The organism is Microbacterium sp. F01 (assembly GCF_056156365.1).
This window is the reverse complement of record NZ_CM149592.1, coordinates 4115712-4140934: the sequence shown is the minus strand read 5'-3', so window position 1 is coordinate 4140934 and position 25223 is coordinate 4115712. Positions and strand designations below refer to the sequence as shown.

Here is a 25223-nt window from a genome sequence, read left to right as displayed (position 1 = left end):
GAACGTGCGACGGATGCTGCGACACGCCGTCGTGCGGTCCGCTCATCCTGAATCCCCGACCAGTGGTCGCCGGGCGCGGGGGAGGGCGGGCGCGGTCGCGGTCGCGTCGGTGGTGACGATCGCGCTGCTCTCGGGCTGCGCGCCGGGAGGGCCCCGCGCCGGGCCGTCGCAAACCCCGGCGAGCACCCTGCCCGCCGGTGCGACGGTCGAAGTGCGGCAGCTGCGCGCCGACGTGGCACCGCGGCAGGCGCAGATCCACCTCACCAACGAGTCGGACGAGCCGCTCCGCGTCGGCGACGTGCAGCTTCAGGACGCCCGGTTCGAGGGCCCCGCGTTCCGGGTCGTCGCCGACCGCGTGAGCGTCGTCCCTCCCGGCGGCGCGGTCGACATCCGCGTGCAGCTGCCGTCGGTCGACTGCGCGGTCGGTGACGACGGTGACCCCCGCGTCATGATCGAGGTCATCGACGACGCCGGGTCGACCGAGGCAACGGCATCCGCGTCCGACCCGCTCGGCTTCATCGCTCCGCTGCACGCGCGCGAATGCCGGCTGGAGCGGGTGACGGATGCTGCGACCCTGACGTTCACCGGGTTCACGCCCTCCCCGCCCGGCGAGCGGGCCCTGCTGCAGCTCACGGTCGCTCCGACGGGAGCCGGCGCTGCGACCGTCGTCGGGGTGGAGCCGACGAACCTCATCGACTTCGCCGACGCCGCTGAGGAGGACCTCCACCCTGTCGGCCTCGAGATCTCCGAGGGTGACTCGGCGCCTGTCGTCGTCGAGATCCCGATCGTCCCGTTCCGGTGCGACCCGCACGCGGTGCAGGAGGACAAGCGCGGCACGATCTTCCCGCTGCGCGTCGAGGTCGACGGCGAGCCCGGCGAGATCGAACTGTTCGTCGGCGAGGAGATGCGCGGCAAGATCCTGTCGTGGGTCGCCGCCTGGTGCGGCTTCGGCGGCTGACCGCGTCTCGACGAGCCTCCCGACCCACGCACTGGAATCGCGAAAGGGTAGAGTTCCGCACGTCCGGGGCGGCGGAAATCTACCCTTTCGCGGTTCCTGACCCCGGGCTACTTCACCGTGACCGTGATCGCCTGGGAACTGGTGGCTCCGGCGGCGTTGGCGAACTCGGCGTCGTAGGTGTACGTGCCGGGGGCGCGTCCCGCGATGGCGGTCCTGGCCTGCTGCGCGTTCGGGGAGGCGGCGGTGAGGGACTGCTGGTCGATCACCGTGCCGTTCTCGAACAGGCGGTAGGTGGTGGCGTTGGTGCCCCACCACAGGTTGGCCGTCACCGTGTAGTTGCCGTCCTTGTCCCAGTTGTCATGCGAGAGGACGGGCGCCGCGGGCGCGGCATCCTTCACCTTCACGGTCACCGAGGTGGTCGCGGTGGTGCCCTTCGCGTTGATCAGCTGGCCGGTGTACAAGTAGGTGCCGTTCGGTTTGCCGGTCACGTCGACCGTCGACAGCTGCGCCTTCGGCGAGTTCGCGTCGAGCAGCTTGGTCGAGATGAGGGTGCCGTTCTCGTACAGCTTGTACACCGCGCCGTTGACCCCCGACCAGAGGTTCATCGACACCGTGAACGTGCCGTCGTGCAGGCCGTCCTCCCAGCCGGAGTTCGTCGACAGCGTCCCGCGGCCGGGGGCCGCCTTGGCGCCTTCGTCGTCGAACACCAGCAGCTGCACCGACGCGGCCGTAACGAGGCCGTCGTGGTTCACCGCGTTCACCGTCAGGGTGTGCGGGCCGACGAGCTCGGCCAGCGCGATGACCTGGCCCGGCGCGACGGGCTCGCCGTCGAACGCGATGTCGAGGTTGCGCACGCCCGACTCCGGGTCGTCCGCGCTCACCGACACCGTGAACGTGCCCGTGCTCGGCAGCAGGGTGCCGTCGGCCGGGACTCCGGAGAGCACCGGGGCCGTAGCATCCGTCGCCCCCGAAGGGTCACCGGTGACCGCGATGCGCGGTGCCGGCGGCTCCGCCATGCCCTCGCCCAGGAAGAACGAGGTCTGCGTCGGCTGGTTGTAGCCGGTGTTCTGCCACGCGACCGACAGCCGGTAGACCGGGTCGTGCATCAGCGTGCGGATGCGCAGGTCGGTCTCGTCGGTGGTCGAGTAGATCCGCAGCTCGCTCGAGTCGGCCGAGCGCCACGCGATCTCCTCGCGCCAGTCGCCGAACAGGTCCGCCTGCAGGTTGGGAGTCCCCTTCGTCGAGTTGTTCGACCGAGCGCCGTCGGCCTTCACGATGACGTCGGCGGACTCGGTCTCCCAGTTCCACTCGGCGATCGTCGGCACACCCTGCGACGTGGTGGCGTTCCAGTCGTGGTCGACGATCTCGCGCAGCGGATCGCCGTCGAACCACGCGAGGAAGTTCGCCGCCGGGATCTTCTCGCCGATGAGCTCGCCCGTCGACGACTTCAGCTGCCCGACGGGGGAGTTCCATGCGGCGTCGCCGCCGATGGCCCACCCCTCGGCGCCCTCGTGGCGCGGGTCGATGTCGGCCGAGGCCGCACGCCCGGTGTCCTTCGCCGCGGGGATCGACCAGAGCACGTCGCCCGTCCGGGCATCGCGCATGGTCGCGCCCAGGTTGCCGGAGTTGCCCATGTCCTCGTGGGCCGCGAAGACCTCGAGGCCGGGGTTCGACGGCACGAGATCCGACACGTGGATCGCGTCGCCGTGGCCGAGGCCCGTCGAGTACAGCAGCTCCCCGTCGTCGTCGACCGTCGCCGAGCCGTAGACGATCTCGTCCTTGGCGTCGCCGTCCACGTCGGCCACCGACAGGTTGTGGTTGCCCATCCCGTAGAAGCCCTCGTTCCCGTCCTCGTTCGAGTCGAGCACCCACCGCTGGGTGAGCTGCGAGCCGTCGAAGTCGTACGCCGCCATCACCGCGCGGGTGTAGTACCCGCGACTGAAGACCGCGCTGGGGTGTTCGCCGTCGAGGTAGGCCGTCGCCGCCAGGAACCGGTCGACCCGGTTGCCGTAGGCATCGCCCCACGCTCCGACGTCACCGCGGGCGGGCACGTAGTCCACCGTGTCGATCGCGGCGCCGGTGAGGCCGTTGAACACCGTGAGGTACTCGGGCCCGGTCAGCACGTAGCCCGAGCTGTTGCGGTGGTCGGCGCTGGCATTGCCGATCGGCTGGCCGACGCCGTCGATCGTGCCGTCACCGGTCTTCATGATGACCTCGGCACGCCCGTCGCCGTCGTAGTCGTACACCTGGAACTGCGTGTAGTGCGCGCCCGCCCGGATGTTCACACCGAGATCGATGCGCCACAGCCGCGTGCCGTCGAGCCGGTAGGCGTCGAGGTACACGTTGCCGGTGTAGCCGGCCTGCGAGTTGTCCTTCGCGTTCGACGGGTCCCACTTCACGAGCAGCTCGTACTGGCCGTCGCCGTCCACGTCGCCCACGCTCGTGTCGTTGGCCGAGTACGTGTAGGGCTGGCCGTCCTTGCTGTACGCGTCGGCCGGCTTGTCCAGCGGCACCGACCGGTACGCACCGGTCTGCACGCCGAACGAGTCCGTCTCGGTGGTCTCGACGCCGTCCAGCACGGTGGTGATGAAGTAGACGGATGCCGCAGCCCCGGTCTCGTCGAGATAGTTCGTCGAGTCCGTGATCGGCGTCGAAGTGACCCGTTTCCCGTCACGGTAGACGTGGAAGGCGACGCTGTCGGGATCGGTGCCGAGCATGCGCCACGACACCAGGGTGCCGGCATCCGTCTCCACCGCCGCCGGGGCACGGTCGAGGTACTCGGCCTGCCGCTGCAGCACCGTGACGGCCTCCGTCGTCAGCTGCTCGGACGCGGCGCCGGCGCCGCCCGCGTTCACCGCGACCACCGTGTAGAAGTACTCGATCGTGGTGAGGACGTCGGTGTCGATGTACCGGCTCGCGTCGGCCACGCCGACCAGTTCGCCGCGCTCGCCCTCCACCTCGGAGCGGAACACCAGGTAGTACAGCGAGCCCAGCGGCTGCGCCCACGAGAACTCCACCGAGCGCTTCTCGATGCTCTCCACCGACAGACTCGACGGTGCCGCGGGCGGCGTGACGTCGGCATCGACGAACGAGACCTCGACCGTGGCCGACGGCACCGACTCGAGCTTCGTCTGGTCGACGGCCGTGACGTGGTACGCGTAGTCGAGTCCGACGCGCGCGGTCGTGTCGACGAACGCGGGCTCGCTCACCGCGGCGACGAGCACCGGCTTCGCGTCGAACGGCGAACTCCGGTAGACGTTCCAGGTGAGACCGGGCTCGGCGTCCCATGCCAGCGACACCCTCGGCGCCGCAGGGTCGGCGTTCACGTCGATCGCCTCGAGGCCCACCGGTCCGAGCAGGATCGGCGTGATCTCCAGGCCGTTGAGGCGCGTGCCCGCCGCGGCACCGTACGCCTCGACGTTCAGCTGCCCGTCGGTCACCAGGTACGGTCCGCGCAGCGTCGAGTTGACGCTGCCGGTGCCGGCGTTGCCGGTGCCGGCCTCCTTGCCCTCGATGCGGAAGCTCGTGCGGGTCGACCCGATCCAGTCGCCCGAGTACGTCTTCACCGAGTACGTGCCGTTCGGGACGTCCAGGGCGAAGGTCGAGCTGTCGCCCGGGAGCACGAAGTCGCGGACGAGGTCGTTCGAGCCCGTTGCGGCGCCGCGGTCACGGCCGGCGTTCGCAGCGAGCGTGTGGAGGAAGCCGTACCCGCGTTCGGCCGTGTAGGCCGTGTTCGGGTTGACCTCGGTGTACCCCGCCATGAGCGGGTTGCCCGCGAGCTGGAAGTCGTACTTGTACAGCGCCTGCTTCGTCGTGAAGGTCACGGCGGCGCTCGGCGCGGACTCGCCGCGGCCGTTCACCGCGACGACGCGGTACCGGTAGCCGGTGCCCTCGGTGAGCCCCTGCACGATCGAGCTCGTCTGCGTCACCATGCCGACGAGCGTCCACTCGGGCGAGGGGTCGGCGACGGCCTGACGATAGATCTTGTAGATGTCGGCCGTGGGCGAGGCGTCCCACTGCAGCGTCGCGCCGCCGTTGCTGATCGCACCGGCCACGACGTTCTGCGGGGGCGCCGGCACGTCGGCGGGCGGCTCGATGTCGGACACCTCCGCGGCGAGCGGGGTGTCGAGCCCGGCGACGTTCTGCGCGATCAGGCGCGCCAGCTGGATCGCGCCGTACTCCTGGAAGTGCGTGTCATCGACGATGCCGGCGGGACGGTTCGGGAAGATGCCCGGATCGACGTGCAGGAACACGGCCTTCGCCGCCTCCGGGCCGATCTCGTTCAGGTAGGCGCGGCTGGACGCCGACAGGTCGACGAGCAGCACGTCCTCCTCGGACGCGAGCTCCTTCATCTTCTCGACGTACTCGGGGAAGCTCACGTTGAAGAGGCCCGTGGCCGCATCGAAGCTGCGCCGCGAGACGGGCGTGACCAGGATCGGGGTCGCGCCGCGCTGGCGCGCGCCCTCGACGTAGACCCGCAGGTACTCCTTGTAGTCCGCGGGGCTCGCGTAGCGGTCGTCGACGCCCTGGGTCGCGTCGTTGTGCCCGAACTGCACGAAGAGGTAATCGCCGGGACGGATGCTGCGCAGCACCTCGTCGAGACGGCCCTGCGTGATGAAGTTCTTCGATGAGCGGCCGCCGATCGCGTGGTTGGCGAAGGCGATGTCGTCGGCGAAGAACCGGTCGATCATCTGGCCCCAACCGGCCTGCGGTGCGTAGGCGATGGGGTCGTAGGTCTGCACCGTCGAGTCGCCGGTGATGAACGCCGTCGAGATGGCCCCGGCGACGCGCGCCGGCAGGCGCGTGATCGTCAGTGCGTTGACGACGGGGGCGTCGCCCGCGAACTGCAGGGTCAGGGTGCCGTCGACGAGGGCGATCGTGAACGACATGTCGAGGAACGCGCCCGCGGCCTGCGGGTTCGCCAGCACCTTCGCGATGCTCTCGGCCGTCACCGTGGTCGTGGTCGCCGTCTCGGCGTCGCCCGAGACCAGGCGCACGGAGTAGTCGCCGGCGCCGAGGTCGACCTCGAAGGTCGAGCCGGCCGCGGCGACGAAGTCGCCCCGCAGCGCGTCGGAGCCGCCGCGGTCGACGTCGGGCGCGGCCGAGGTGGGCGCTGTCGAGAAGCCGTAGCCCCACTCCGGGTTGTACGCCGTCGCCGACGTCACCGAGAGGGCGCCGTCGGCCACCTGGCCCGGGCCGAAGTCGAACGTCACAACGTCGCCGGCGGGAAGCGGGGCCGGGGCCGTGTAGACGGTCGAGGTGACCGAGGCCGAGGCCGGCGAAGCACCCGCCTGGTTGCGCGCGGAGACCCGATAGGTCCACTGCTGCGCCGTGTCGGCAGCATCCGTGTATCCGGGGGTCGCGAGGGTCGCGAGCACGGAGAAGACGCCGTCGGCGCCGGCGCGCTCGACGACGTACTCGTCGCCGTTCGCGACCGCCGACCACGACAGCACGACCGCGTCGCGCGTGACCTGCGCCACCGCGAGGTCACCCGGCGCCGCAGGGGCGACAAGCTCGGGGATGACCCCGGAACGCACCTCGGCGGACGGCGCCGAGGCGACGCCGTCGTCGTTCACGGCGACGACAGCGTAGGCGTACGAGCCGCCCTCGGCGACCGACGCGTCGGTGTACGCGGGGTCGGTCGTCTCGGCGATCTGCCCGAATTCACCCGTGGCGTCGCTCTGGACGTCGGCGCGGAGCACCTGGTACTTCGCGGCGCCCTCGACGGCGGCCCACGTGAGGTCGACGCCGTTCCACGCGACGCGAGTCGCGGCGAGGTCGGCCGGGGCGTCGGGCACGATCGGTGCGACGACCAGGCCGTTGACGTACGCGCCCAGGCCCGAGCCGGTGAACCCGACGGTGAGCTGGCCGTCGGTGACGGTGGTCGTGAAGGTCGCGGTCGTGTTGATCCCGCGGGCCGAGGTCAGGCGCGTCTGCGCGACGCCTTCGAGGGTCACGGTGGCGTTGGTGCCGGATGCCGAGCTCAGGCCGTCGCCGATGGTCACGGTCACCTCGTAGTCGCCCTCGGGCACGCCGTCGAGGTTGAAGCCCCAGTTCAGGCCGGCGACGAAGTCGTCCTCCATCGCCCCGGCGGGCGACCCGTCGGTGCTGCGGTCGCGGTCGAAGAGGGTTGCGCCCTCGGGCAGGGTGATGCCCCAGCCGGTCTCGGCGGTGTAGATCGAGGTCGTCCGGACCTGCTGCCAGCCCTCGGCGACGGCGCTCGTCGCGGTGCCGAAGTCGAAGCGCCAGGCCCCGTCGTCGGCCGCGGGGAGCAGAGCCGCGGCGGGGGTCGCGGTGATCAGCGCCGCGACGACGGCGGTGGCGCCGGCGATCGCGGTGAGTCGAAGCCCGCGGCGGGGTGCGCGGGTGGTGGGGGTGTGATCCGCAGGTCGCCACACGTGGGGCACGGTTCCTCCTGTTGTCAGCATCGGCAAAGGATGACGGCGCACACCGCGGCGTCGCGGCATCCGTCGTCTGAACCGGGCGCGTACGGACTCGAGCCCTGTCCGGTGGACTGCGATGGGGCTCGCAATCCGATTTTGTTGTCGACCGCACGGAAAGCGTATTCCGTCCGCGGCCGCTCGCAGTCTGGCACGGCGGTGCGTCAGGTGGCAAGGACTTCGTGAAACGTTTTTAGGAGTTGACCCGCACACCTTGCGCCGACGCCGCACGGTGCTCTAGGGTTCCCGGCGAGCGCTTTCCCCTACCCCCGTCGCCGATGCGCATACGGACCGCGTCGGCGGCGGGCTCACCATGCCGTGCGTAGGCTGGCGGGCATGGCTCAGCGAAGCGCCGCCCCCGACGACCCCGCCGCCGCGTCGCGCGGCATCTCGCGCCGGACGCAGTCCGACATCTACCGCGCCGGCATCAGCGGCACCAGGCCCCGCGTGCCCGTCGACACCGACGCCCTCGAGGCCGCGGCGCGCAAGGCGCTGAGCGCCGAGGCCTTCGCCTACATCGCCGGGGGAGCGGGCGGAGAGCGCACCGTCGCCGCGAACCGCGCCGCCTTCGGTCGCTGGCAGGTGTGGCCGCGGCCGCTGCGGGACGTCTCGTCACGCGACCTGTCGATCGACTTCCTGGGTGTGCGCCGTCCCACGCCGCTCCTGCTCGCCCCGCTCGGGGTCATGGAGATGGCCCACGCCGACGCCGACCTCGCGGTGGCGCGGGCCGCTGCCTCCCTCGGCGTGCCGTACACGCTGTCGAATCAGGCGTCCTTCCCGATGGAGGAGGTCGCCGCGGCCGCACCCGAGGGATCGCGGCTGTTCCAGCTCTACTGGTCGGCCTCCGACGAGCTCAACGCGTCGCTGCTGCGCCGGGCCGAGGCATCCGGGTGCGAAGCCGTCGTCGTGACGCTCGACACCCACCTGCTCGGCTGGCGCACGCGCGATCTCGACCTGGCGTACCTGCCGTTCACACGGGCGTCGGGCATCGCGCAGTACACGAGCGACCCCGTGTTCCAGCAGCTGGTGCGCGAGCGGTCACGGGGAGCGACGGATGCTGCCGCCGACGCCCCGCCGCCGGTCAAGGTGACCCCGAAGGCGGTCGCCGCGGGCGTGCGGATCGCACGCAAGGGCGCGGCGCTCACGGGCACGAGCAGCGTGCGCGAGAACCTGCGCTCGCCGCTGCCGCGCGCGGCGGTGGAGACGTTCCTCGACGTGTTCTCGACGCCCGCGCTGACGTGGGACGACCTCGCGAAGGCGCGGCAGTGGACGTCGCTGCCGATCATCCTGAAGGGCATCGTCCATCCCGACGACGCGATCCGCGCCCTCGACGCCGGCGTCGACGGCATCTGGATCTCGAACCACGGCGGGCGCCAGGTCGACCAGTCCGTGCCGACTCTCGAGGTGCTGCCGACGATCGCCGAGCGCGTCGCCGGGCGCGTGCCGATCGTGTTCGATTCCGGCGTGCGGCAGGGCTCCGACGTGTTCATCGCGCTCGCGCTCGGCGCGACCGCTGTCGCGCTCGGGCGCCCCTACTCCTTCGGCCTCGGCATCGCCGGCGAGGCCGGCGTGCGCGAGGTGGTGCGCAACGTGCTGGCCGAGCTCGACATCACGCTGGGGCTGTCGGGGCACACCGCGATCGCCGACGTGGGGCGCGACGCGCTGCGCTCCGCCTGATCCTGCGCGGAGAGGGGGCCCGGCGTCTGTGCGGGCCGACCGCTGAGCCGTAGGCTTCTGCCATGCCCGCACGAAGCCGGCGCTCGCCCGCCGACAGCTCGCCCCCCGCCTGGATCCGACCGCGTCCGCTCGCCGGTGCGGCGGTGCTGATCGCCTCGGCGATCGCGCTGACCGGATGCTTCGGAGCCGACCCCGAGACCGAGGGACTGGGCGACGGCGACTTCGCCGACGACGGCTGCACGAGCGTCGTCGTCGCGACCTCGTCCGAGAAGGTCAACATGCTCGACGCCCTGGCGGACGCCTTCAAGGACTCGTCGCAGCACGCTGAGCTCGCGGAGTGCGCGACGGTGCACCCGATCAACGTCTCGTCGGGCGACGCGACCCGTTTCCTCACGGCGGGCGGCGACTGGCCCGACGACGACACGCGTCGCTGGCCCACGATGTGGTCGCCCGCGTCGACGGTCTGGACCGATCGGGTCGCGGCCGCAGCATCCGCTTCCCTCGTCGGCGAGCCCGAGTCGTTCACCCACACGCCCGTCGTCTTCGGCGTGCCCGAGACGATGGCGAAGGCGCTGGGCTGGCCCGATGCCGAGATCGGCATCGCCGACTTCGAGGCGCTCTGCCAGGACCCCGCCGGCTGGGCGAGCGTCGGCAAGCCGCTGTGGGGATCGTTCAAGATCTCGAAGACGAACCCCAACACCTCGACGACGGGGCTCTCGGCGATCCTGATGCAGTCGTACGAGGCCTCCGGCAAGTCCGCCGACCTCACCGCCGATGACGTGGCCGCCGCTGCCGAGTTCTCGCGCGTGTTCGAGGAGTGCGTGATCCACTACGGCGACACCACGGGCAAGGTGCTGACGCGGCTCTACGACGAGACGCAGAACGGGGCCGGCGGCTCGGGGTATGTCTCGGCCGTCGCGCTCGAAGAGACGTCGCTGCTCAACTACAACCAGGGCAACCCCGACTCGCACACGGTGCAGCCGGGCGAGGCGCTCACACCACCGAAGGAGAAGCTCGTGGCGGTGTACCCGTCGGGCGGCTCGATGTGGTCCGACAATCCGATCACGGTGCTCGGCGCCGACTGGGTCACGCCTGAGCAGGCCGACGCCGGCGCGGCGTTCGCGGCGTTCCTGCAGACCGATGCGGCGCAGGAGATCCTGCCCGACTACGGATTCCGTCCGCTGGATGCCTCGGTGCCCCTGGGCGACCTCTTCACGGCGGAGTACGGCGTCGATCCCGCCGGGCCCGCGGTCACGCTGCCGAAGCCGGCCGTCGACGTCGTGTCGGCCGCGATCGACCAGTGGACGCAGATCCGCAAGCCGTCGTCGGTGCTCGAGGTGATCGACATCTCCGGCTCGATGGATGAGGCGATCGGCGACGGCCGCTCGAAGCTCGACGGCGCGATCGAGGGCGCTCAGGCCACCCTCGGCCACTTCCGCTCGTCGGACGAGGTCGGGGTCTGGGCGTTCACGACCGGCGTCGAGTCGGAGGCCGGCGAGAACATCGTCGTGCTGCGCGACGTGTCTCCGCTCGCGAGCGACCGGGAGTCCGTCGACTCCTCCCTCGACGACCTGCGCTTCGCCCACCGCGACGGCACTCCGCTGTACGACGCGATCGCCGCGGCGTACGACGAGATGGTGGCGCGGGCGCAGCCCGGTCGCATCAACGCGATCGTGCTGCTGTCGGACGGCCAGGACACCGACTCCGAGATCTCGCTCGACTCGCTCGTCGCGAAGATCGGCGCGGCCTCGAAGGAGGGCGGCGACGACGCGCCGGTGCGCATCTTCCCGATCGCGTACGGCGAGGGCGCCGACACCGGCGCGCTGCAGCGCATCGCCGAGGCGACCGGCGGCCAGTGGTTCGACGCGTCCGACGCGGCGAAGATCGACCTCGTCTTCGCGTCCGTCATCAACAACTTCTGAACGGCGGACGGATGCTGCAGACCTGGGCCACCGACGGAACCGGCGGTGTCTACGTCGGCGAGGCCGTGGACGCGCTCGCGCAGAACAACGTCTACGTGTCCGACGAGGTGTCTGGGGCGGACGCCCTGCGACAGACGCTGGAGCAGCAGGTGACCGACGAGTCGATCGCGGTCGCGGTGTTCTCCGACAACGCCGCGCTCGAGGCCACGGGACCGGAGATCGTGACGGAGCTCGCCGGGCTGCCCGGCTATCAGACGATCATCGTCGCGGTCGGCGACGACCTCTCCGCCGGGTCCCGCGTGCTCGAGACCGGCGAAGCGACCCTCATCGCGAACGAGGCCGAGAACTCGGCCGACTCTCTCGAGGGCGCGATCCTGCAGACCGTCGACGGCGTCGTGGCCGCGACCCCTGCCGACTCCGGACAGGGCGGCGGCGATGCCGGTCTCGCCATCGGCCTCGCGGTCGGGGTCGCCGTGCTGGTCGCGCTCGGCGCCGCGGCCTTCACGATGGTGCGGTCGCTCCGTCGCCGCCGCGGAACGACCGGTCACCACGCACCGCTTCCCGACACCGTGCGCCCGCTCGTCGGGCGGCTGCGCGCGCTGAGCGGCGAGTACGCGGCGGCCGGGGCATCCGGCAATCGCGATGCCACCGAAGTGGCGAGCGAGATCGTAAGCGTCGCGAACAACACGACCGAGCTCTTCGATCGCCTCGACCGCAAGGGCGACGAGGGACAGCGGGCGACGGCCGCCGTCGAGTACGGCGAGACGCTGCGCAAGCTCACGGCGGCACTCGACCGCGACTACCTGCTCGACATCCTCCAGCACCCCGACCTGTGGGACGACCCCGTCGAACGCATCCGCGAGGTGCGGAGCGCGCTCACGTCGTTCGGGGTCGAGCTCGTCGAGAACATCAAGCAGGTCAACGCGCGCCGCGGCCTCCACTTCCAGGTGTCGCTCGACGGCCTCATCGGCCGGCGCAAGGAGCTGCAGGAGTGGGACCGCGCGTTCGACCGCGCACAGGACGACAGCGGGCCGGGTGCCGCTCAGGGCTCGAGCAGGTAGAACCGGAACGCCGCGAAACCCTCGATCGGCAGCACCGTGACGGCGCTGAAGCCCGCCTCCCGCGCGTACCGCTCGAGCGTGGCGGGTCGCATGACGGTGCCTGTGGCGATCGAGCCGGGCGTCGACATCGAGTCGGGCAGGCACATGAGGAGGCTGTACCCGTACATCGCGCGCTCGACCTCGTCGCCGCGCGCGGCGAACGTCTCGGCGACGGCCTCGTCCATCACGACGGCGATCCCGTCCTGCCGCAGTGCGCGGCGGATCGCCGAGAGCACGCCGATCGGGTCGGGCATGTCGTGCAGCGCCTCGAAGACGAATGCCGCGTCGTAGCGCTCCTCGCCCTGTTCCGCCAGCTGCTCCCCGCGCAGCTCCGAGAAGGTCACGTTCTCGATCCCCGCCGCATGCTCCCGCGCCGACGCGATCGCCGGCTCGTCGAGGTCGAAGCCGTCGACGATGGCGTCGGGGTAGGCCCGTGCGAGTGCGATGGTCGACCACCCGTGCCCGCACGCGACGTCGGCAATCCCGGCGTCGGGTCGCGAGAGGACGCCGTGCACGGCAGGCACGGCGGCGAGCGCGCCAGCCAGCGCCTGCTCGAACCACGGCCGGTTGACGTCGCCCTGACCATCGCGGGCGTCGACGCCGAAACGCGCCCATGGCACGCCGCCGCCCGAGCGGTAGGCCTCGAGCAGCGCGGGCATCTGGGCCGCCGCCGAGACGAAGAGCCTCGCGAGCGGTGCGGAGTAGGCCAACGAGGCGGGGTCGGTGAGGACCTCGGCCTGCGCGGCCGGCAGACGGAAGGTCGCGTCGCCGTCGACCTCGAGGATGCCGGCGACAGCCTGCTGCTCGAGCCACTCCCTGGCGTAGCGCTCGTGGACGCCGGCGCGCGACGACAGCTCGGCCGGTGTCGCGGGTCCCTTCAGGAGCGCCTCGTAAAGACCGAGCCGGTCTCCCAGGTAGATCGACAGCAGCTCCATCGCCTCGAGCAGCTGGCCGAACACGCGGCCCCCGAACTCCTCGGCCTTCTGCTCGGTGGTCTTCTCGGTCGCGGTCTCGTCCATGACGGAGCCTCCCCATCGCTGCGTCCGCTCGATGCCGCACATGTTAGGCCGGTCATGGCCCGCGCGCCAGAGTCCCGGATCCCTCGCCGGGCCTGCCCGGCGCCGCACGACTAAGATTGACGGATGCCGCGTTCAGCGGCTTCTCGCACCTTCGTGCATCCCCCTCCCGACCATTGGAGCCACCGTGGCCGAGCAGTCTCGCCTCGACAAAGTCATCGCCCTCGCCCGTCACCGCGGGTTCGTGTTCCAAGCGGGTGAGATCTACGGCGGATCCCGGTCGGCGTGGGACTACGGTCCTCTCGGCACGGAGCTCAAGGAGAACATCCGCCGCCAGTGGTGGCAGACATTCGTGCGCGGCCGCGGCGACATGGTCGGCCTCGACTCCTCGATCATCCTGCCGAAGCGCGTGTGGGAGGCATCCGGTCACGTCGCGACCTTCACCGACCCGCTCGTGGAATGCCTGCAGTGCCACAAGCGCTTCCGCGCCGACAACCTCCTCGAGGACTTCGAGGCGCGCAAGGGCCGCAAGGCTGAGAACGGCCTCGCCGACATCCCCTGCCCCAACTGCGGCACGAAGGGCCAGTACACAGAGCCCAAGGCGTTCTCGGGCCTGGTGAAGACGTACCTCGGTGTCGTCGACGACGAGTCGGGCCTGCACTACCTCCGTCCCGAGACGGCGCAGGGCATCTTCGTCAACTTCTCGAACGTGCTCACCGCGAGCCGCAAGAAGCCGCCGTTCGGCATCGGCCAGGTGGGCAAGGCGTTCCGCAACGAGATCACGCCCGGAAACTTCATCTTCCGCACGCGCGAGTTCGAGCAGATGGAGATCGAGTACTTCGTGCCGCCCGCCGAGGCGCAGGAGTGGTTCGACCACTGGGTCGACGAGTGCTGGGACTGGTTCGTCGGCCTCGGCATCGACCCCGACAACATGCGCCGGTTCGATGTGCCCGAAGAGGAGCGCGCCCACTACTCCGACGGCACGATCGACGTCGAGTACCGCTTCGGCTTCGCCGGCAAGGAATGGGGCGAGCTCATGGGCGTCGCCAACCGCACCGACTACGACCTCGGCTCGCACTCGGAGGCGTCCGGCCAGTCGCTGACCTACTTCGACCAGGCCTCGGGTGAGAAGTACATCCCGTACGTCATCGAGCCCTCGTTCGGCCTCACCCGCGCGATGATGGCGTTCCTCGTCGACGCGTACCACGAGGAGGAGGCGCCGAACGCGAAGGGCGGCACCGACACCCGCACGGTGCTCAAGCTCGACCCGCGCCTGGCTCCCGTCAAGGTCGCCGTGCTCCCGCTGTCGCGCAACGAGCAGCTGTCGCCGATCGCCCGCGAGGTCGCGGAGCAGCTGCGCGGCGACTGGAACATCGACTTCGACGACGCCGGCGCCATCGGCCGCCGCTACCGCCGCCAGGACGAGATCGGCACGCCCTTCTGCGTTACGGTCGACTTCGACTCGCTCGACGACCGCGCCGTCACCGTGCGCGACCGCGACACGATGGGCCAGGAGCGTGTGCCTCTCGACGGCCTGCACGCCTACCTCGCGGAGCGCCTCAAGGGCGCCTGACCCGCACGACAATGGATGCCTCGACCTCGCCGGGTCGAGGCATCCGTCGTCTGCGCCGCATCGGTGGGCGTTGCGCGGTCGATTCGTGCATGCGCTGGCGTTTTCGACGGGCGCGGATGCCGATTGCTGCAGCGCAAGCGGATGGCGCGGGTGCGGATGCCGATTCGGGCAGCGCGAGCGAGGAACGGATGCCGCGACCCGACCGCGCTGTCAGGAGGCGCGCTGGGGCGACCCTGGCGAGACGAGGCCGCGCCACACCGCGGCGATGGTCGCGGTGGTCGCGTCCTGCCAGGGGAAGCCGTTGAGCAGGTCGTCCGTGGCGAGGGTGGCGACGCCGTGCACCGCCGCGAAGGCGACCACGGCGGCCTCTTCGGCGGGACCCGCGGGCAGCTCGCCGGCGTCCTGTGCGGCGGTGATGAGCGCGACGAGCGCGGGCATCGCGACGTGGCTCACCTCGACGAGCTCAGCGGAGGCGGCCGCGTGGTGCTTCGCGGTGTACATCGTGCGCAGGATCGCGGGGTGCTGCACCGCGAAGCTGACATAGGCGATCCCGGCGGCGCGGAAGCGGTCGGCGAACGCCGCATCGCCCGACACCGCTTCGCCCAGCGAGGCGTTCAGGCGCTCGAAACCCTCGATCGCGAGCGCATCGAGGAGGGCCTGCTTGTCGCGGAAGTGGCGAGCGGATGCCCCGTGGCTGACGCCGACGTCGCGTGCAAGCTGCCGGAGCGAGAGGCCGTCGGAACCTTCGGCGTCGACCACGTCCCACGCCCGCTCGAGCAGCGCGGCCCGCAGGTTGCCGTGGTGATAGGTGCGCTCCGTCACCTTTCCACCTTAGTGTGATGTAGGCATTGACAACAATGCTGTCAGTGTCTACATTGGCTGCCATGACCAGGGACTACCGCGGCACGACCGCGCTCATCACCGGTGCGAGCGCCGGACTCGGCGTCGAGTACGCGACGCAGCTCGCCGCTCGGGGTGCCGACGTCGTGCTCGTCGCCCGTCGCGAGGACCGGCTGCGCGAGTTGGCCGAGCGGCTCACGCGCGACCACGGGGTGCGGGCGACGCCCATCCCTCTCGATCTGACACGAACGGATGCTGCGGCCGCGCTTCGGCGGGAGCTCGGCGAGCGGGGAATCCGCCTGCAGACCCTGGTCAACAACGCCGGCTTCGGCATGAAGGGCGCATTCGCCGAGGCGGACGCCGCGCGGATCGGCGAGATGGTGCAGGTCAATGTCGCGGCGCTCGTGGCGATCACGCGCGAGGTGCTGCCCGAGATGGTCGCCGACGGTCGCGGTGCACTCATCGGGATCGCGAGCACCGGTGCATATCAGCCGTGCCCGAACATGGCCGTCTACGGCGCGACGAAGGCGTTCGTGCTGAGCTTCACCGAGGCCCTCGCGTACGAGACGAAGGGCAGCGGACTCGGCGTGATCGCGGTGAGTCCGGGCGCGACGCGCACCGAGTTCTTCGACATCACCGGTGCCGACGCAGCGGTCGGGCGCTTCCAGACGCCGGCGCAGGTCGTCGACCTGACGCTCCGCCGACTGGATCGTGACCACGTGCCGCCGAGCGTGGTGTCCGGCCGCGCCAACGCCTTCAGCGCGTGGGCGGCCGGGGTGATGCCGCGCCGCCTCACGCTCGCGGTGAGCGGCCGCGTGCTGAAGTGGGCACCGGGGCGGGGCATCCGTCCTGATTCGCGGGGTGCGGATCGCCGTTCTCGGGGCTGATCCGCCGCGCCCTCGGAACGGCGAAGCGCCCGGCCCCGCGAAGGACCGGGCGCTTCGGGAGGGATGTCAGCCGGCCTTGCCGAGCGCGGCGGCGGCATCCTTCGCGGCGTTCTTCGCGGCGGTGGCCGCGCCGTCGGCGGCGGCCAGGGCATCCGCACCCGCAGTCTTCAGCGCGAAGGCCTGCAGCAGCGTGGTGAGGTCGAGGCCGGTGAGGCCCTTCACGACCTCGGTGCCCTCGCCGAGCACCCGGCCGACGGTCTTCGTCATCTCGGACGCGCCGTCGGTCGACACGACCGTGAGCTTGTCGATCGAGGCGATCGGCTCGGCCGCGGCACGCACGATCTCGGGCAGACGCGAGATGATCTCCTGCGCGAGCGCGGCCTCGCCGTACTTCTGGAGCGCGAGGGCCTTGGCGTCGGTCGACGCGGCCTCGGCGAGACCCTCGGCCTGGATCGCCGATGCCCGCGCCTCACCCTCCGCCTTGATACCGGCGGCCAGCGCGACCTGCTTGTCGCGCTCGGCCTCACCGGCGAAGCGCACGGCGGCGGCCGACGCCTCTGCGTCCTGCACGGCGGCGACCTTGTTCGCCTCGGCGATCTTGGTGCGCTTGAACGCGTCGGCCTCGGTCGCGGCGTTGGCCGCGTCGCGGAGCGCGGTCGCGCGCTGCACCTCGGCGTACGCCTCGGCCTCGGCGGGCTTGCGGATCTCGATGTCGAGACGCTCTTGGGTCACGAGCGCCTGCTCGGTGAGCGCTTCGCGCTCCTGCATGGCGACGAGCTTGTCCTGCTCGGCGGTCGCGAGCTGGCCGGATGCCTCGGCCTCGGCGTTCGCGCGGTCGGTCTCGGCCTTGATCGTGGCCTGCTTGAGGGCGAGGGCCTTCTGGCGCTCGGCGATCTGCTCGGACGCCTCGATGCGCGCGAACTCGCTCGCGCGCGACGCCTCGGCCTCGCTGATCTCTGCGACCTGGCGGGCACGGGCCGCCTCGGCGCGGCCGAGGTTCGCGAGGTAATCGCTTCCGGGCGTCGAGATGTCGCTGATGTTGAGGAGGTCGACCTGCAGGCCCTGCTCGACGAGGTCGGCCTTGGTCTCGGCGACGACGCGGTCGGAGAGACTCTTGCGGTCGGAGATGATCTGCTCGATGGTCATGTCACCGACGATCGAGCGGAGCGACCCCTCGAGCGACTCCTTGATGATCTCCGTCAGCAGGTCCTGCTGCGAGAGGAAGCGCTGGGCTGCACGGCGCACCCCGTCTTCCGTGCCCGAGACCTTGAAGTTGATCGACGCCTTGATCGCGATCTTGATGCGGTTCTTGTCGACGCCCTCGACGGTGATCCCGATCTGACGCTGCTCGAGCGAGATCGAGAATCCCTGCTGCAGGATCGGCCAGACGAACGTGCGGCCGCCGATCACGACGCGCTGGCCGCTGCCGGTTTCGCCCGGTGCCGGGCGTCCGGCTCCGCGCCCGACGATGACGAGCGCCTCGTTCGGGGGCACCCGGCGGATGCGCCGTGCGATGAACGTGATGAGCCCGAGCACCGCCACGACGAGCGCGATGGCGGCGATCACTTGGATGAGTTCGTTCGTCATGGACGACCTTTCTCGTTGGATGCCGCGGCCCCGGGTTCCCGGACCGGGCCGCGGTGGGGATCTACTCCGCGACGACCTTGACGCGGGTGCCGGAGTGCTCGACGACGCGGATGCGCGCGCCCTCGGCGATGGTCTCGTCGGCGTACGCGAGGCGCCGCTCGACCTCGTGGGGTCCGTCGAGGCTGACCTCGCCGCCCGCGGGCGAGACCGTGGAGCGCGTGACGCCCGACAGGCCCAGCGCCGAGGCCGGTACCCCGTCGGAGCTCTTCGTGATCCGCTTCACGAGGATCACGGCGATGACATAGGCGACGATCGCCAGGACGGCGGCGAGCACGTACGCCCAGACGGCGTCGAGCCCGTTCGTGGTGGTGAGGGCGCCGGACGCCCCGAACACGACCGCCGCGATGCCGAGCGCGGTTCCCGAGATGGCGCCGTCGCCGATGTCGAAGTGATCGAAGATGTCGCCGACGATGAGCGAGATCAGCAGCACGGCGAGGCCGACGCCTCCGACGATGAGGAACGGCAGCATGGTCTGTCTCCAGGCGAGTGGGGCGGGCCGGGCGGGTCCTCCCACCCTAGCCAGCGGTTGGGACCCGGTGTCCAATCCGGTGACGCCCTGTGGAGAATCCGCGTGGTTGATCGACGCCGCAAAGCATCGGGAATGCGCGCCGACCGACGTCGAGGCTCGCTCGAGGGTTCAGTCCGTGACGGTGTAGGTCGTGTCGCCGGTCTCGCCGGCGAGCACGCGGCGGTAGTCCTCGGCGACGATCTCGCGGAGCACCCCGGCGTCGACCTGGTCCAGATCCTTGAGGTACAGGCAGCTCACGCCCGTCTCATGCGGTCCGAGCTTCGCGAGGCGCTCGCCGTGCGCGGCGGTGCGCAGCGTGTAGACGGTCGTGGACTCGCGTCGCGGGGAGAACGCCGCGATCGGGGCGTCGCCCTCGCTCCCTGCGGCCGAGCGGTAGTGGCACGACCCGAAGCCGACGATGGTGCCCCAGAGCTCGGGCTCCCGGCCCGTGACCTCGCGCAGCAGTTCGATCATCGTCACGGCGTCGCGCTGCCGCTTCGCGGGCCGCACGGCGGCGACGAACTCGTCGACGTCCCCTCCGGTCTTCTTCATCGCAGTCCTCCCCGGTCAGCCTTTGGCGGCGGCCTTCATCGCGCGCTTGTGCTCGCGCACCTTCGTCAGCGACTCCGGCGAGACGATGTCGGCGACGCTGCGGAACGAGCCCTCGTCACCGTACGAGCCGGCCGCCTCGCGCCAACCGGCGCCGGAGAAGCCGTACTGCTTGCCCAGGAGGGCCAGGAAGATCTTCGCCTTCTGCTCGCCGAACCCCGGCAGCGCCTTGAGGCGCTTCAGCACTGTCGCGCCGTCGGGCGCCGCGCCGGAATCCGCCGCGGGGCGCGTCCAGATCGCCGACGCGTCGCCGCCCCAGTCCTGCTCGACCGCGGCGCACAGCGCCTGCACCCGCGCGGCCATCGATCCGGGGAACCGGTGCACGGCGGGCGTGGCCTTGAAGAGTTCGGTGAACGCCTCGGGGTCGAAGCTCGCGAGGGCTGCGGCATCCAGCGTTCCCGCCCGTTCCGAGATCTTGAGCGGCCCCGCGAACGCCGTCTCCATGGCGACCTGCTGGTCCAGCAGCATGCCGATCAGCAGCGCGAGCGGGTCGTCGGTCAGCAGGCGGTCGGCGGCATCGTCGCCCGTGATGTGGAGGCTCATGGGCCCAGTCTCCCACCGGCGACCCCGGCCGGCGCAGTCCGCGGATGGGAGGATGGGTGCCGTGACCGTCCCCACGGAGCCGTTCCAGGAACTCGTCGACCACGCCCGCCAGACGCGCGTGGTCGTGATCGGGGGCGGCATCGCCGGGCTCGTCGCGGCCTGGGAGTGCGCGAAGGTCGGTATGGCGGTGACGCTGGTCGAGGCGTCCGACCGCCTCGGCGGCACCATCGGGACCGCCCGCATCGCGGGACTCGACCTCGAGACCGGCGTCACCTGCTGGTCCACGCGGGGCGGCGCGGTGCGCGCCCTCGTCGACGAAGTGCTGCCGGATCCCGTGATCGTGCGCCCGCGCGATGACCGCGAGTGGATCGCCGGGCTGCCGAAGGGTGCCGCGGCGCCGCTGCCCGCCGAGCAGGTGCTGGGCATCCCCGCGAACCCCTGGGACGAGAGCGTCCGCCGGATCATCGGCTGGGGCGGCACGTGGCGCGCGTACGTCGACCGCCTCCGTCCGCCGCTTACGATCGGCGCCCAGCGCAGCCTCGGCCGCCTCGTGCACGGCCGCATGGGCGACAAGGTGCTGGATCGCCTGGTGGCACCGCTCACCATCGACCGCTTCGGCCTCGACCCCGTCGACGTCGACGTCGAGATTGCCGCTCCGGGACTCAGCAACGCCCTCACCCGCACCGGGTGGCTGGGCGGCGCGGTCGCCGACGTGCGCGTCGACGCACCCGGTTCCTCGATCGAGGGACTGGACGGTGGGATGCCGCAGCTCACGGCCGCGCTCGCCGACAGGCTCGCCGAGCGCGAGGTCACGATCCACACCGGTGCGCTGGCGACGGGCCTCGTTCGCAGCGACCGGCTGTGGACGGTGGAGCTCGCGACGATCGCGCCTGAGGGCACGGCAGCCGCGCCCGAGAGCATTCGCGCCGATGCGGTGATCGTCGCGACCGAGGAAGGCTCCGCCCGCACGCTCCTCGCGGGCGCCCTGGGCACGCCGCACTTCGCAGACGTTCCGCTGGCGGGCATCGCCCGCGACGTCGTGACGCTCGTGGTCGACGCCCCCGAACTCGACGCGGCGCCGCGCGGCGTCCACGTCCACGCCGTCCCCGGCGCGCTGCGCGCCACCGGCCTCGTGCACGAGACCGCCCGGTGGGAGTGGCTCGCGCGGGAGGCCGGCCCGGGACGCCACGTCCTGCGCGTCGCCTTCGGCGCCCCCGCGGCCGAACCGGCGACAACGGGACTGTCCGACGCCGATGCCGCGGTGATGGCGGTGGCCGAGGCATCCGTCCTCCTCGGTGTCGAGCTCGACGAAGGCCGGATCGCCGGCGCGCACCGCGACGAGTACACGCTCGTGCCCCCCGCCTCGATGCTGGGCCGGCGCGAGCGCACCGACGCCGCGCGCAACGCGATCGCCCGCGCTCCGGGGCTGGCCGCCGTCGGCGCGTGGCTGTCGGGAAGCGGTCTCGCGCAGGTCGTGGCGGACGCGCAGGAAGAGGCGGATCGACTGCGTCACAAGGCGCTGTGGGGTGCCGCGGCGGCGGAGTGAACCTCCCATTGCGGGCTCTGTCAAGGGTGGATGCCGGAATCGGCATACAGGGCTACCCTGGGAAGGTCGTCAGGTCACACCGAGCGTGAGGAGACCTCATGAAGGGCAAGGCAGGACTCGTCATCGGACTCGCGATCGGGTATGTGCTCGGTACGCGCGCGGGTCGTGAGCGCTACGAGCAGATCAAGACGCAATGGCTGAAGGTGTGGAACACCGAGCCCGTGCAGACTCAGGTCGGCAAGGTGAAGGACTTCGCGAAGTCCCAGGCCATGGCGCTGCCGTCGACGCTGTGGGAGTCGGCTGTGAAGGTCACGCAGGCCGCCGGCTCGAAGGGCACCGCCGGCCAGAAGCTCGACGCGGCCATCAAGGTCGGCAAGGACTCTGCCGACGACGTGGGCAAGGCGGCGCAGACCTCCGCCAAGGCCGTGAAGGACGCTGTCGACGACGCCATCGACGACGCGTCCGAGAACGGGCGCGGCGGGGCCTGACGTGATGACCACCCCCCGCGGCTTCCGTGACCGCGCGGACGACAGCCTGCTCACCCTGCTGGGCGAGATCCCGGAGCTGGTCCGCAACCTCGTCATCGCGGAGATCGACGCCGCGAAGGCCTGGCTCGCCAAGACCGCGAAGGACGGCGGCTGGGGAGCCCTGTGGGTCTTCGCCGCGCTGTTCGTGCTGTTCTGGTCGGTCCCGGTGTTCGGCACGTTCGTGATCGCGGGGCTGTCGTCGTGGTGGCCCGTGTGGCTGTCGGCCCTGGTCGTGTTCTTCGCGATGCTGATCGTCACGGCGGTCTTCGCGATCATCGGCGTCCTGTACTTCCGCCGGATCGGCGAGCGCCGCAATCCGGTCCAATCGATCGCCCTGGACGTGAAGGAGGTGCGCGATGAGCTCTGACGCGCCCGTGCCGCTGTCGAAGAACTCCGTCGCGCTGCCTCGCACCGCTGTGCCCCTCGGGATCGGCGACCCCGTCGAGCAGGCGCGGACCGAGCTCAAGGCGGCGCTCGCCGCCATCGAGGAGAAGGCGAACGTCCCTCGCCGGGTCGAACGCGCCCTGGATGAGCGGATCGAGCAGGCCCGCGCATTCAATCGCCGCAACCCTGCGCTCACCGCCGTCGCGGTCATCGCCGGCGCCGCCGCGATCGGCGCGGCGGTCTGGGGCTTCGTCCGCCTCTATACGCGCTGATCCCGCGCGGATTCCCGCTCTCCACAGCACCGAGGCAACGCCTCGGGCGATCGGGGGTATGCTCGGGAGGCAAGGCAGTGCAATGATGCGTTAGCTGCCGATCGCGCGAACCCGATTCGAATCGCGCATCGGCTGCCTCGATCTTCTTTGGGCGGCCGACTGAGCATCATCGAGAGTCGACCCCCCTATGAACACCGCCGCAGCACAGCACCAGTCCGTCAAACCCCTGACCGGCTGGCGCGTCCTCGTGCCTCGCGGCGGCCCCTGGGGCGACGGTGTCGCGGCGACTCTCCGCCGTCAAGGTGCGATCCCCGTGATCGCCCCGCTCATCAACTTCGCCCCCACGAACGACCAGGCGTCGCTCGACCAGGCGCTCGCCGATCTCGCCGCCGGCAAGTTCGAGTGGCTCACGGTCACCAGCGCCACCACCGTCGACGTCCTGTACGCCTACCGCGCGGTCGTCCCGGCGGCGACGAAGGTGGCCGCCGTGGGCGAGACGACGGCGGCCGCGCTCCTCGCCGTCGGCTACCGCGTCGACCTCGTCCCCGAGCGCGACAACTCCGCGGCCGGCATGGCGGAGCAGCTGATCGCCCTCGAGCCCGAGGCCCGCGACATCCTCACCCTCCGCAGCGAGATCGCGAAGCCGGTCCTCACCCGCATGCTCACCGAGGCCGGGCACCGCGTCCGCAGCGTCGTCGCTTACCGCACGGTCGGGGTTCCCGTCACCGAGCGCATCGCCGAAGACGTGCAGTCCGGCCGCATCAACGCGATCCTCGTGACGAGCGGCTCGGTCGCGCAGCAGGTGCACGAGCAGTTCCCCGTGATCCCCGACACCACCCTCATCGCCGCGATCGGCCCTCGCACCGCGAAGGACGCGCGCCGCGCCGGCCTCGACGTGGACGTGATCGCCGACGCGCAGACCGTCGACGCCCTCATCGACGCCGTCGGTAAGTTCTCCCTCCCGCACGCGGCCGACGAGTTCGCCCCCAAGACCGGCATGATCCCGCGTCTCGGCGGCATCGACACCCGGAACTGACGCTCCTGTGACCGGCACGCCCCGCATCGTCGTGCTCGCGGGCGGCGTCGGCGGCTCCCGCTTCGTGCTCGGCGTCCGAGGCGCGCTGCGCGCCCGCGGCATCGACGACACCGCCGCCGCGCTGACCATCGTCGTGAACACCGGTGACGACATCTGGCTGTCGGGCGTGCGGCTGCAGCCCGACGTCGACTCGATCACCTACGCGCTCGCGGGCGTCAACGACGCCGAGCGCGGCTGGGGCCGCCAGGGCGACAGCGAACGCGTCAACCACGAACTGCAGGAGTGGGGCGCCGGCTGGCCCTGGTTCACCCTCGGCGACCTCGACCTCGGCACGCATCTCGCGCGCACCGGCTGGCTGCGCGAGGGCCTCACGCCGACCGACGTGCTCGGGCGCATGTCGCACCGCTGGGACCTCGGCGCGCGGCTGCTCCCGATGACCGACAGCGAGGTCGACACCATCGTGGTGCTCGACGACGGCTCGCGCCTGCACTTCCAGGAGTGGTGGACCCGCCATCGCGCGACTCTCGCCCCCGCGCGGTTCGAGAACCCCGGCATCGAGTCGGCCACCGCAGCCCCCGGTGTCGCCGAGGCGATCGCCGCTGCCGACGTCGTGCTGCTTGCCCCCTCGAACCCGGTCGTGTCGATCGGCCCGATCCTCGCCGTACCGGGCGTGCGAGACGCGCTGCGCGCGACGACCGCGCCGATCGTCGGCGTCTCGCCGATCATCGGCGGCAAGGTCGTGCGCGGCATGGCCGACGTGTGCCTCACCGCCATCGGCGTCGAGACCTCCGCTCCGGCCGTGGCGGAGCTCTACGGCAGCCGCGCGAACGGCGGGCTGCTCGACACGTGGCTCCTCGCCGAAGAGGACGACGCTCTTGCCACCGCGGTGGCGGGGCTCAGCATCCGTCCGCTCGTCCGCCCGCTCTGGATGACGGATACTGCGCGCCAGACCGCGCTCGGAGAGGCGGCGCTCGCCGCCGCCGGGGTCTGAACGTGCCCGAACTCGCGTGGTGGGCCTGGGCCCTGCTCGGTCTCGGCGCCGTGGTCGTGGGCCTGTCGAAGACCGCCGTTCCCGGCGCGGGCACGATCGCCGTCGCGATCTTCGCGGCCGTGCTTCCCGCGAAGCAGTCGACCGGTGTCCTGCTCCTGCTGCTGATCGTCGCGGACATCTTCGCCGTGACCATGTACCGCCGGCACGCGGACTGGCGCACCCTGGTCAAACTCGCGCCCGCGGTCGTCGTGGGTGTACTGCTCGGCGTGGTGTTCCTGTGGTTCGCCGACGATGTGTGGGTCAAGAAGTCGATCGGCGTGATCCTGCTCGCGGTGATCGCGATCACCCTGCTGCGCCGCCGGTTCGTCGCGGAGGTGGAGACCGGCGGTTCGCACCGCGTCGCCGCAGCGACCTACGGCACGCTCGGCGGGTTCACCACGATGGTCGCCAACGCCGCCGGACCGGTGATGTCGATGTACTTCCTCGCCGCACGGTTCGAGGTGAAGGCGTTCCTCGGCACGGCAGCCTGGTTCTTCGCGATCGTCAACCTCTTCAAGGTGCCGTTCTCGATCGGCATCGGCATCATCACCGTGCCCGGCCTCCTCATCGACCTCGTGCTCGTGCCGCTCGTCGTCGTGGCCGCGTTCGGAGGCCGCTGGCTCACCGACCGCATGCCGCAGTCGGTGTTCGAGAAGCTCGTGATCGTCTTCACGATCGTCGGCGCGGTGTACCTGCTCGTCGCCTGAC

Annotated in this window: 20 protein-coding genes; 13 read left to right on the top strand and 7 right to left on the bottom strand. The window is 71.2% G+C overall.

All coding sequences use genetic code 11. The annotated features are described in order from the left end of the window. Nucleotides 1-13: 13 nt before the first annotated feature. Complete coding sequence (locus ACVN90_RS18935) at nucleotides 14-958, top strand: hypothetical protein (protein ID WP_475099747.1); 945 nt, start codon at nucleotides 14-16, stop codon at nucleotides 956-958. A 107-nt stretch (nucleotides 959-1065) separates the two neighbouring features. Here the strand turns inward: ACVN90_RS18935 and ACVN90_RS18930 are convergent, their stop codons facing one another. Further along, a complete protein-coding gene (locus ACVN90_RS18930; RefSeq protein WP_475099746.1) occupies nucleotides 1066-7365 on the bottom strand; it encodes a rhamnogalacturonan lyase family protein in 6300 nt (2099 codons plus the stop codon). A 369-nt stretch (nucleotides 7366-7734) separates the two neighbouring features. Here ACVN90_RS18930 and ACVN90_RS18925 point away from each other — a divergent pair, with 369 nt between their 5' ends. The 3 genes from ACVN90_RS18925 (at nucleotide 7735) to ACVN90_RS18915 (ending at nucleotide 12058) form a co-directional block, all read left to right on the top strand. Then, nucleotides 7735-9075, top strand: coding sequence for an alpha-hydroxy-acid oxidizing protein (locus ACVN90_RS18925; protein ID WP_475099745.1), 1341 nt, complete (start codon nucleotides 7735-7737; stop codon nucleotides 9073-9075). Nucleotides 9076-9137: 62 nt separating this feature from the next. Then, nucleotides 9138-10997, top strand: coding sequence for a vWA domain-containing protein (locus tag ACVN90_RS18920; RefSeq protein ID WP_475099744.1), 1860 nt, complete (start codon nucleotides 9138-9140; stop codon nucleotides 10995-10997). A gap of 11 nt (nucleotides 10998-11008) precedes the next feature. Further along, nucleotides 11009-12058, top strand: a complete 1050-nt coding sequence (locus ACVN90_RS18915; protein ID WP_475099743.1) for a hypothetical protein — start codon at nucleotides 11009-11011, stop codon at nucleotides 12056-12058. Here the strand turns inward: ACVN90_RS18915 and ACVN90_RS18910 are convergent. Further along, entirely contained in the window at nucleotides 12040-13116 is a 1077-nt protein-coding gene (locus tag ACVN90_RS18910; RefSeq protein ID WP_475099742.1) for a class I SAM-dependent methyltransferase, read from the bottom strand. The two genes, ACVN90_RS18915 and ACVN90_RS18910, sit on opposite strands and share 19 nt — an antisense overlap. 184 nt (nucleotides 13117-13300) lie before the next feature. Here ACVN90_RS18910 and ACVN90_RS18905 point away from each other — a divergent pair, with 184 nt between their 5' ends. Further along, entirely contained in the window at nucleotides 13301-14686 is a 1386-nt protein-coding gene (locus tag ACVN90_RS18905; RefSeq protein ID WP_475099741.1) for a glycine--tRNA ligase, read from the top strand. 210 nt (nucleotides 14687-14896) lie between these two features. Here the strand turns inward: ACVN90_RS18905 and ACVN90_RS18900 are convergent, their stop codons facing one another. Further along, nucleotides 14897-15508: a TetR/AcrR family transcriptional regulator gene (locus ACVN90_RS18900; RefSeq protein ID WP_475099740.1), complete on the bottom strand. Its 612-nt coding sequence runs from the start codon at nucleotides 15506-15508 to the stop codon at nucleotides 14897-14899. A 62-nt stretch (nucleotides 15509-15570) separates the two neighbouring features. Here ACVN90_RS18900 and ACVN90_RS18895 point away from each other — a divergent pair, with 62 nt between their 5' ends. Next, nucleotides 15571-16413, top strand: coding sequence for an SDR family NAD(P)-dependent oxidoreductase (locus ACVN90_RS18895; RefSeq protein ID WP_475099739.1), 843 nt, complete (start codon nucleotides 15571-15573; stop codon nucleotides 16411-16413). A 66-nt stretch (nucleotides 16414-16479) separates the two neighbouring features. Here ACVN90_RS18895 and ACVN90_RS18890 read toward each other — a convergent pair whose 3' ends face one another. From ACVN90_RS18890 to ACVN90_RS18875, 4 genes are all read right to left on the bottom strand, one after another. Beyond that, nucleotides 16480-18000 (bottom strand): flotillin family protein, encoded by a 1521-nt coding sequence (locus ACVN90_RS18890; protein WP_475099738.1) that lies wholly within the window; start codon nucleotides 17998-18000, stop codon nucleotides 16480-16482. 61 nt (nucleotides 18001-18061) lie between these two features. Next, entirely contained in the window at nucleotides 18062-18529 is a 468-nt protein-coding gene (locus tag ACVN90_RS18885; RefSeq protein WP_475099737.1) for an NfeD family protein, read from the bottom strand. 168 nt (nucleotides 18530-18697) lie between these two features. Next, nucleotides 18698-19120 carry a DUF1801 domain-containing protein gene (locus tag ACVN90_RS18880; protein ID WP_475099736.1) on the bottom strand — a complete coding sequence of 141 codons (423 nt, stop codon included), beginning with the start codon at nucleotides 19118-19120 and terminating at the stop codon, nucleotides 18698-18700. A 15-nt stretch (nucleotides 19121-19135) separates the two neighbouring features. Further along, nucleotides 19136-19720 carry an HhH-GPD-type base excision DNA repair protein gene (locus ACVN90_RS18875; RefSeq protein WP_475099735.1) on the bottom strand — a complete coding sequence of 195 codons (585 nt, stop codon included), beginning with the start codon at nucleotides 19718-19720 and terminating at the stop codon, nucleotides 19136-19138. 52 nt (nucleotides 19721-19772) lie between these two features. Here ACVN90_RS18875 and ACVN90_RS18870 point away from each other — a divergent pair, with 52 nt between their 5' ends. The 7 genes from ACVN90_RS18870 to ACVN90_RS18840 all read left to right on the top strand — a co-directional run bounded on the left by ACVN90_RS18870 (nucleotide 19773) and on the right by ACVN90_RS18840 (nucleotide 25222). Further along, entirely contained in the window at nucleotides 19773-21266 is a 1494-nt protein-coding gene (locus tag ACVN90_RS18870; RefSeq protein WP_475099734.1) for a protoporphyrinogen/coproporphyrinogen oxidase, read from the top strand. Nucleotides 21267-21364: 98 nt separating this feature from the next. Then, a complete protein-coding gene (locus ACVN90_RS18865) occupies nucleotides 21365-21754 on the top strand; it encodes a hypothetical protein (RefSeq protein ID WP_475099733.1) in 390 nt (129 codons plus the stop codon). Between the two features lie 4 nt (nucleotides 21755-21758). After that, the gene (locus tag ACVN90_RS18860; RefSeq protein WP_116196957.1) at nucleotides 21759-22160 is read left to right on the top strand and encodes a phage holin family protein; all 402 of its coding nucleotides are present in this window, start codon (nucleotides 21759-21761) and stop codon (nucleotides 22158-22160) included. After that, complete coding sequence (locus tag ACVN90_RS18855) at nucleotides 22150-22449, top strand: hypothetical protein (protein WP_475099732.1); 300 nt, start codon at nucleotides 22150-22152, stop codon at nucleotides 22447-22449. The genes ACVN90_RS18860 and ACVN90_RS18855 overlap by 11 nt, the downstream gene beginning before the upstream one ends. A gap of 187 nt (nucleotides 22450-22636) precedes the next feature. After that, complete coding sequence (locus tag ACVN90_RS18850; protein ID WP_475099731.1) at nucleotides 22637-23485, top strand: uroporphyrinogen-III synthase; 849 nt, start codon at nucleotides 22637-22639, stop codon at nucleotides 23483-23485. Between the two features lie 7 nt (nucleotides 23486-23492). Then, entirely contained in the window at nucleotides 23493-24476 is a 984-nt protein-coding gene (gene cofD / locus ACVN90_RS18845) for a 2-phospho-L-lactate transferase (protein WP_475099730.1), read from the top strand. A gap of 2 nt (nucleotides 24477-24478) precedes the next feature. Next, complete coding sequence (locus tag ACVN90_RS18840) at nucleotides 24479-25222, top strand: sulfite exporter TauE/SafE family protein (RefSeq protein WP_475099729.1); 744 nt, start codon at nucleotides 24479-24481, stop codon at nucleotides 25220-25222. Nucleotide 25223 lies beyond the last annotated feature (1 nt).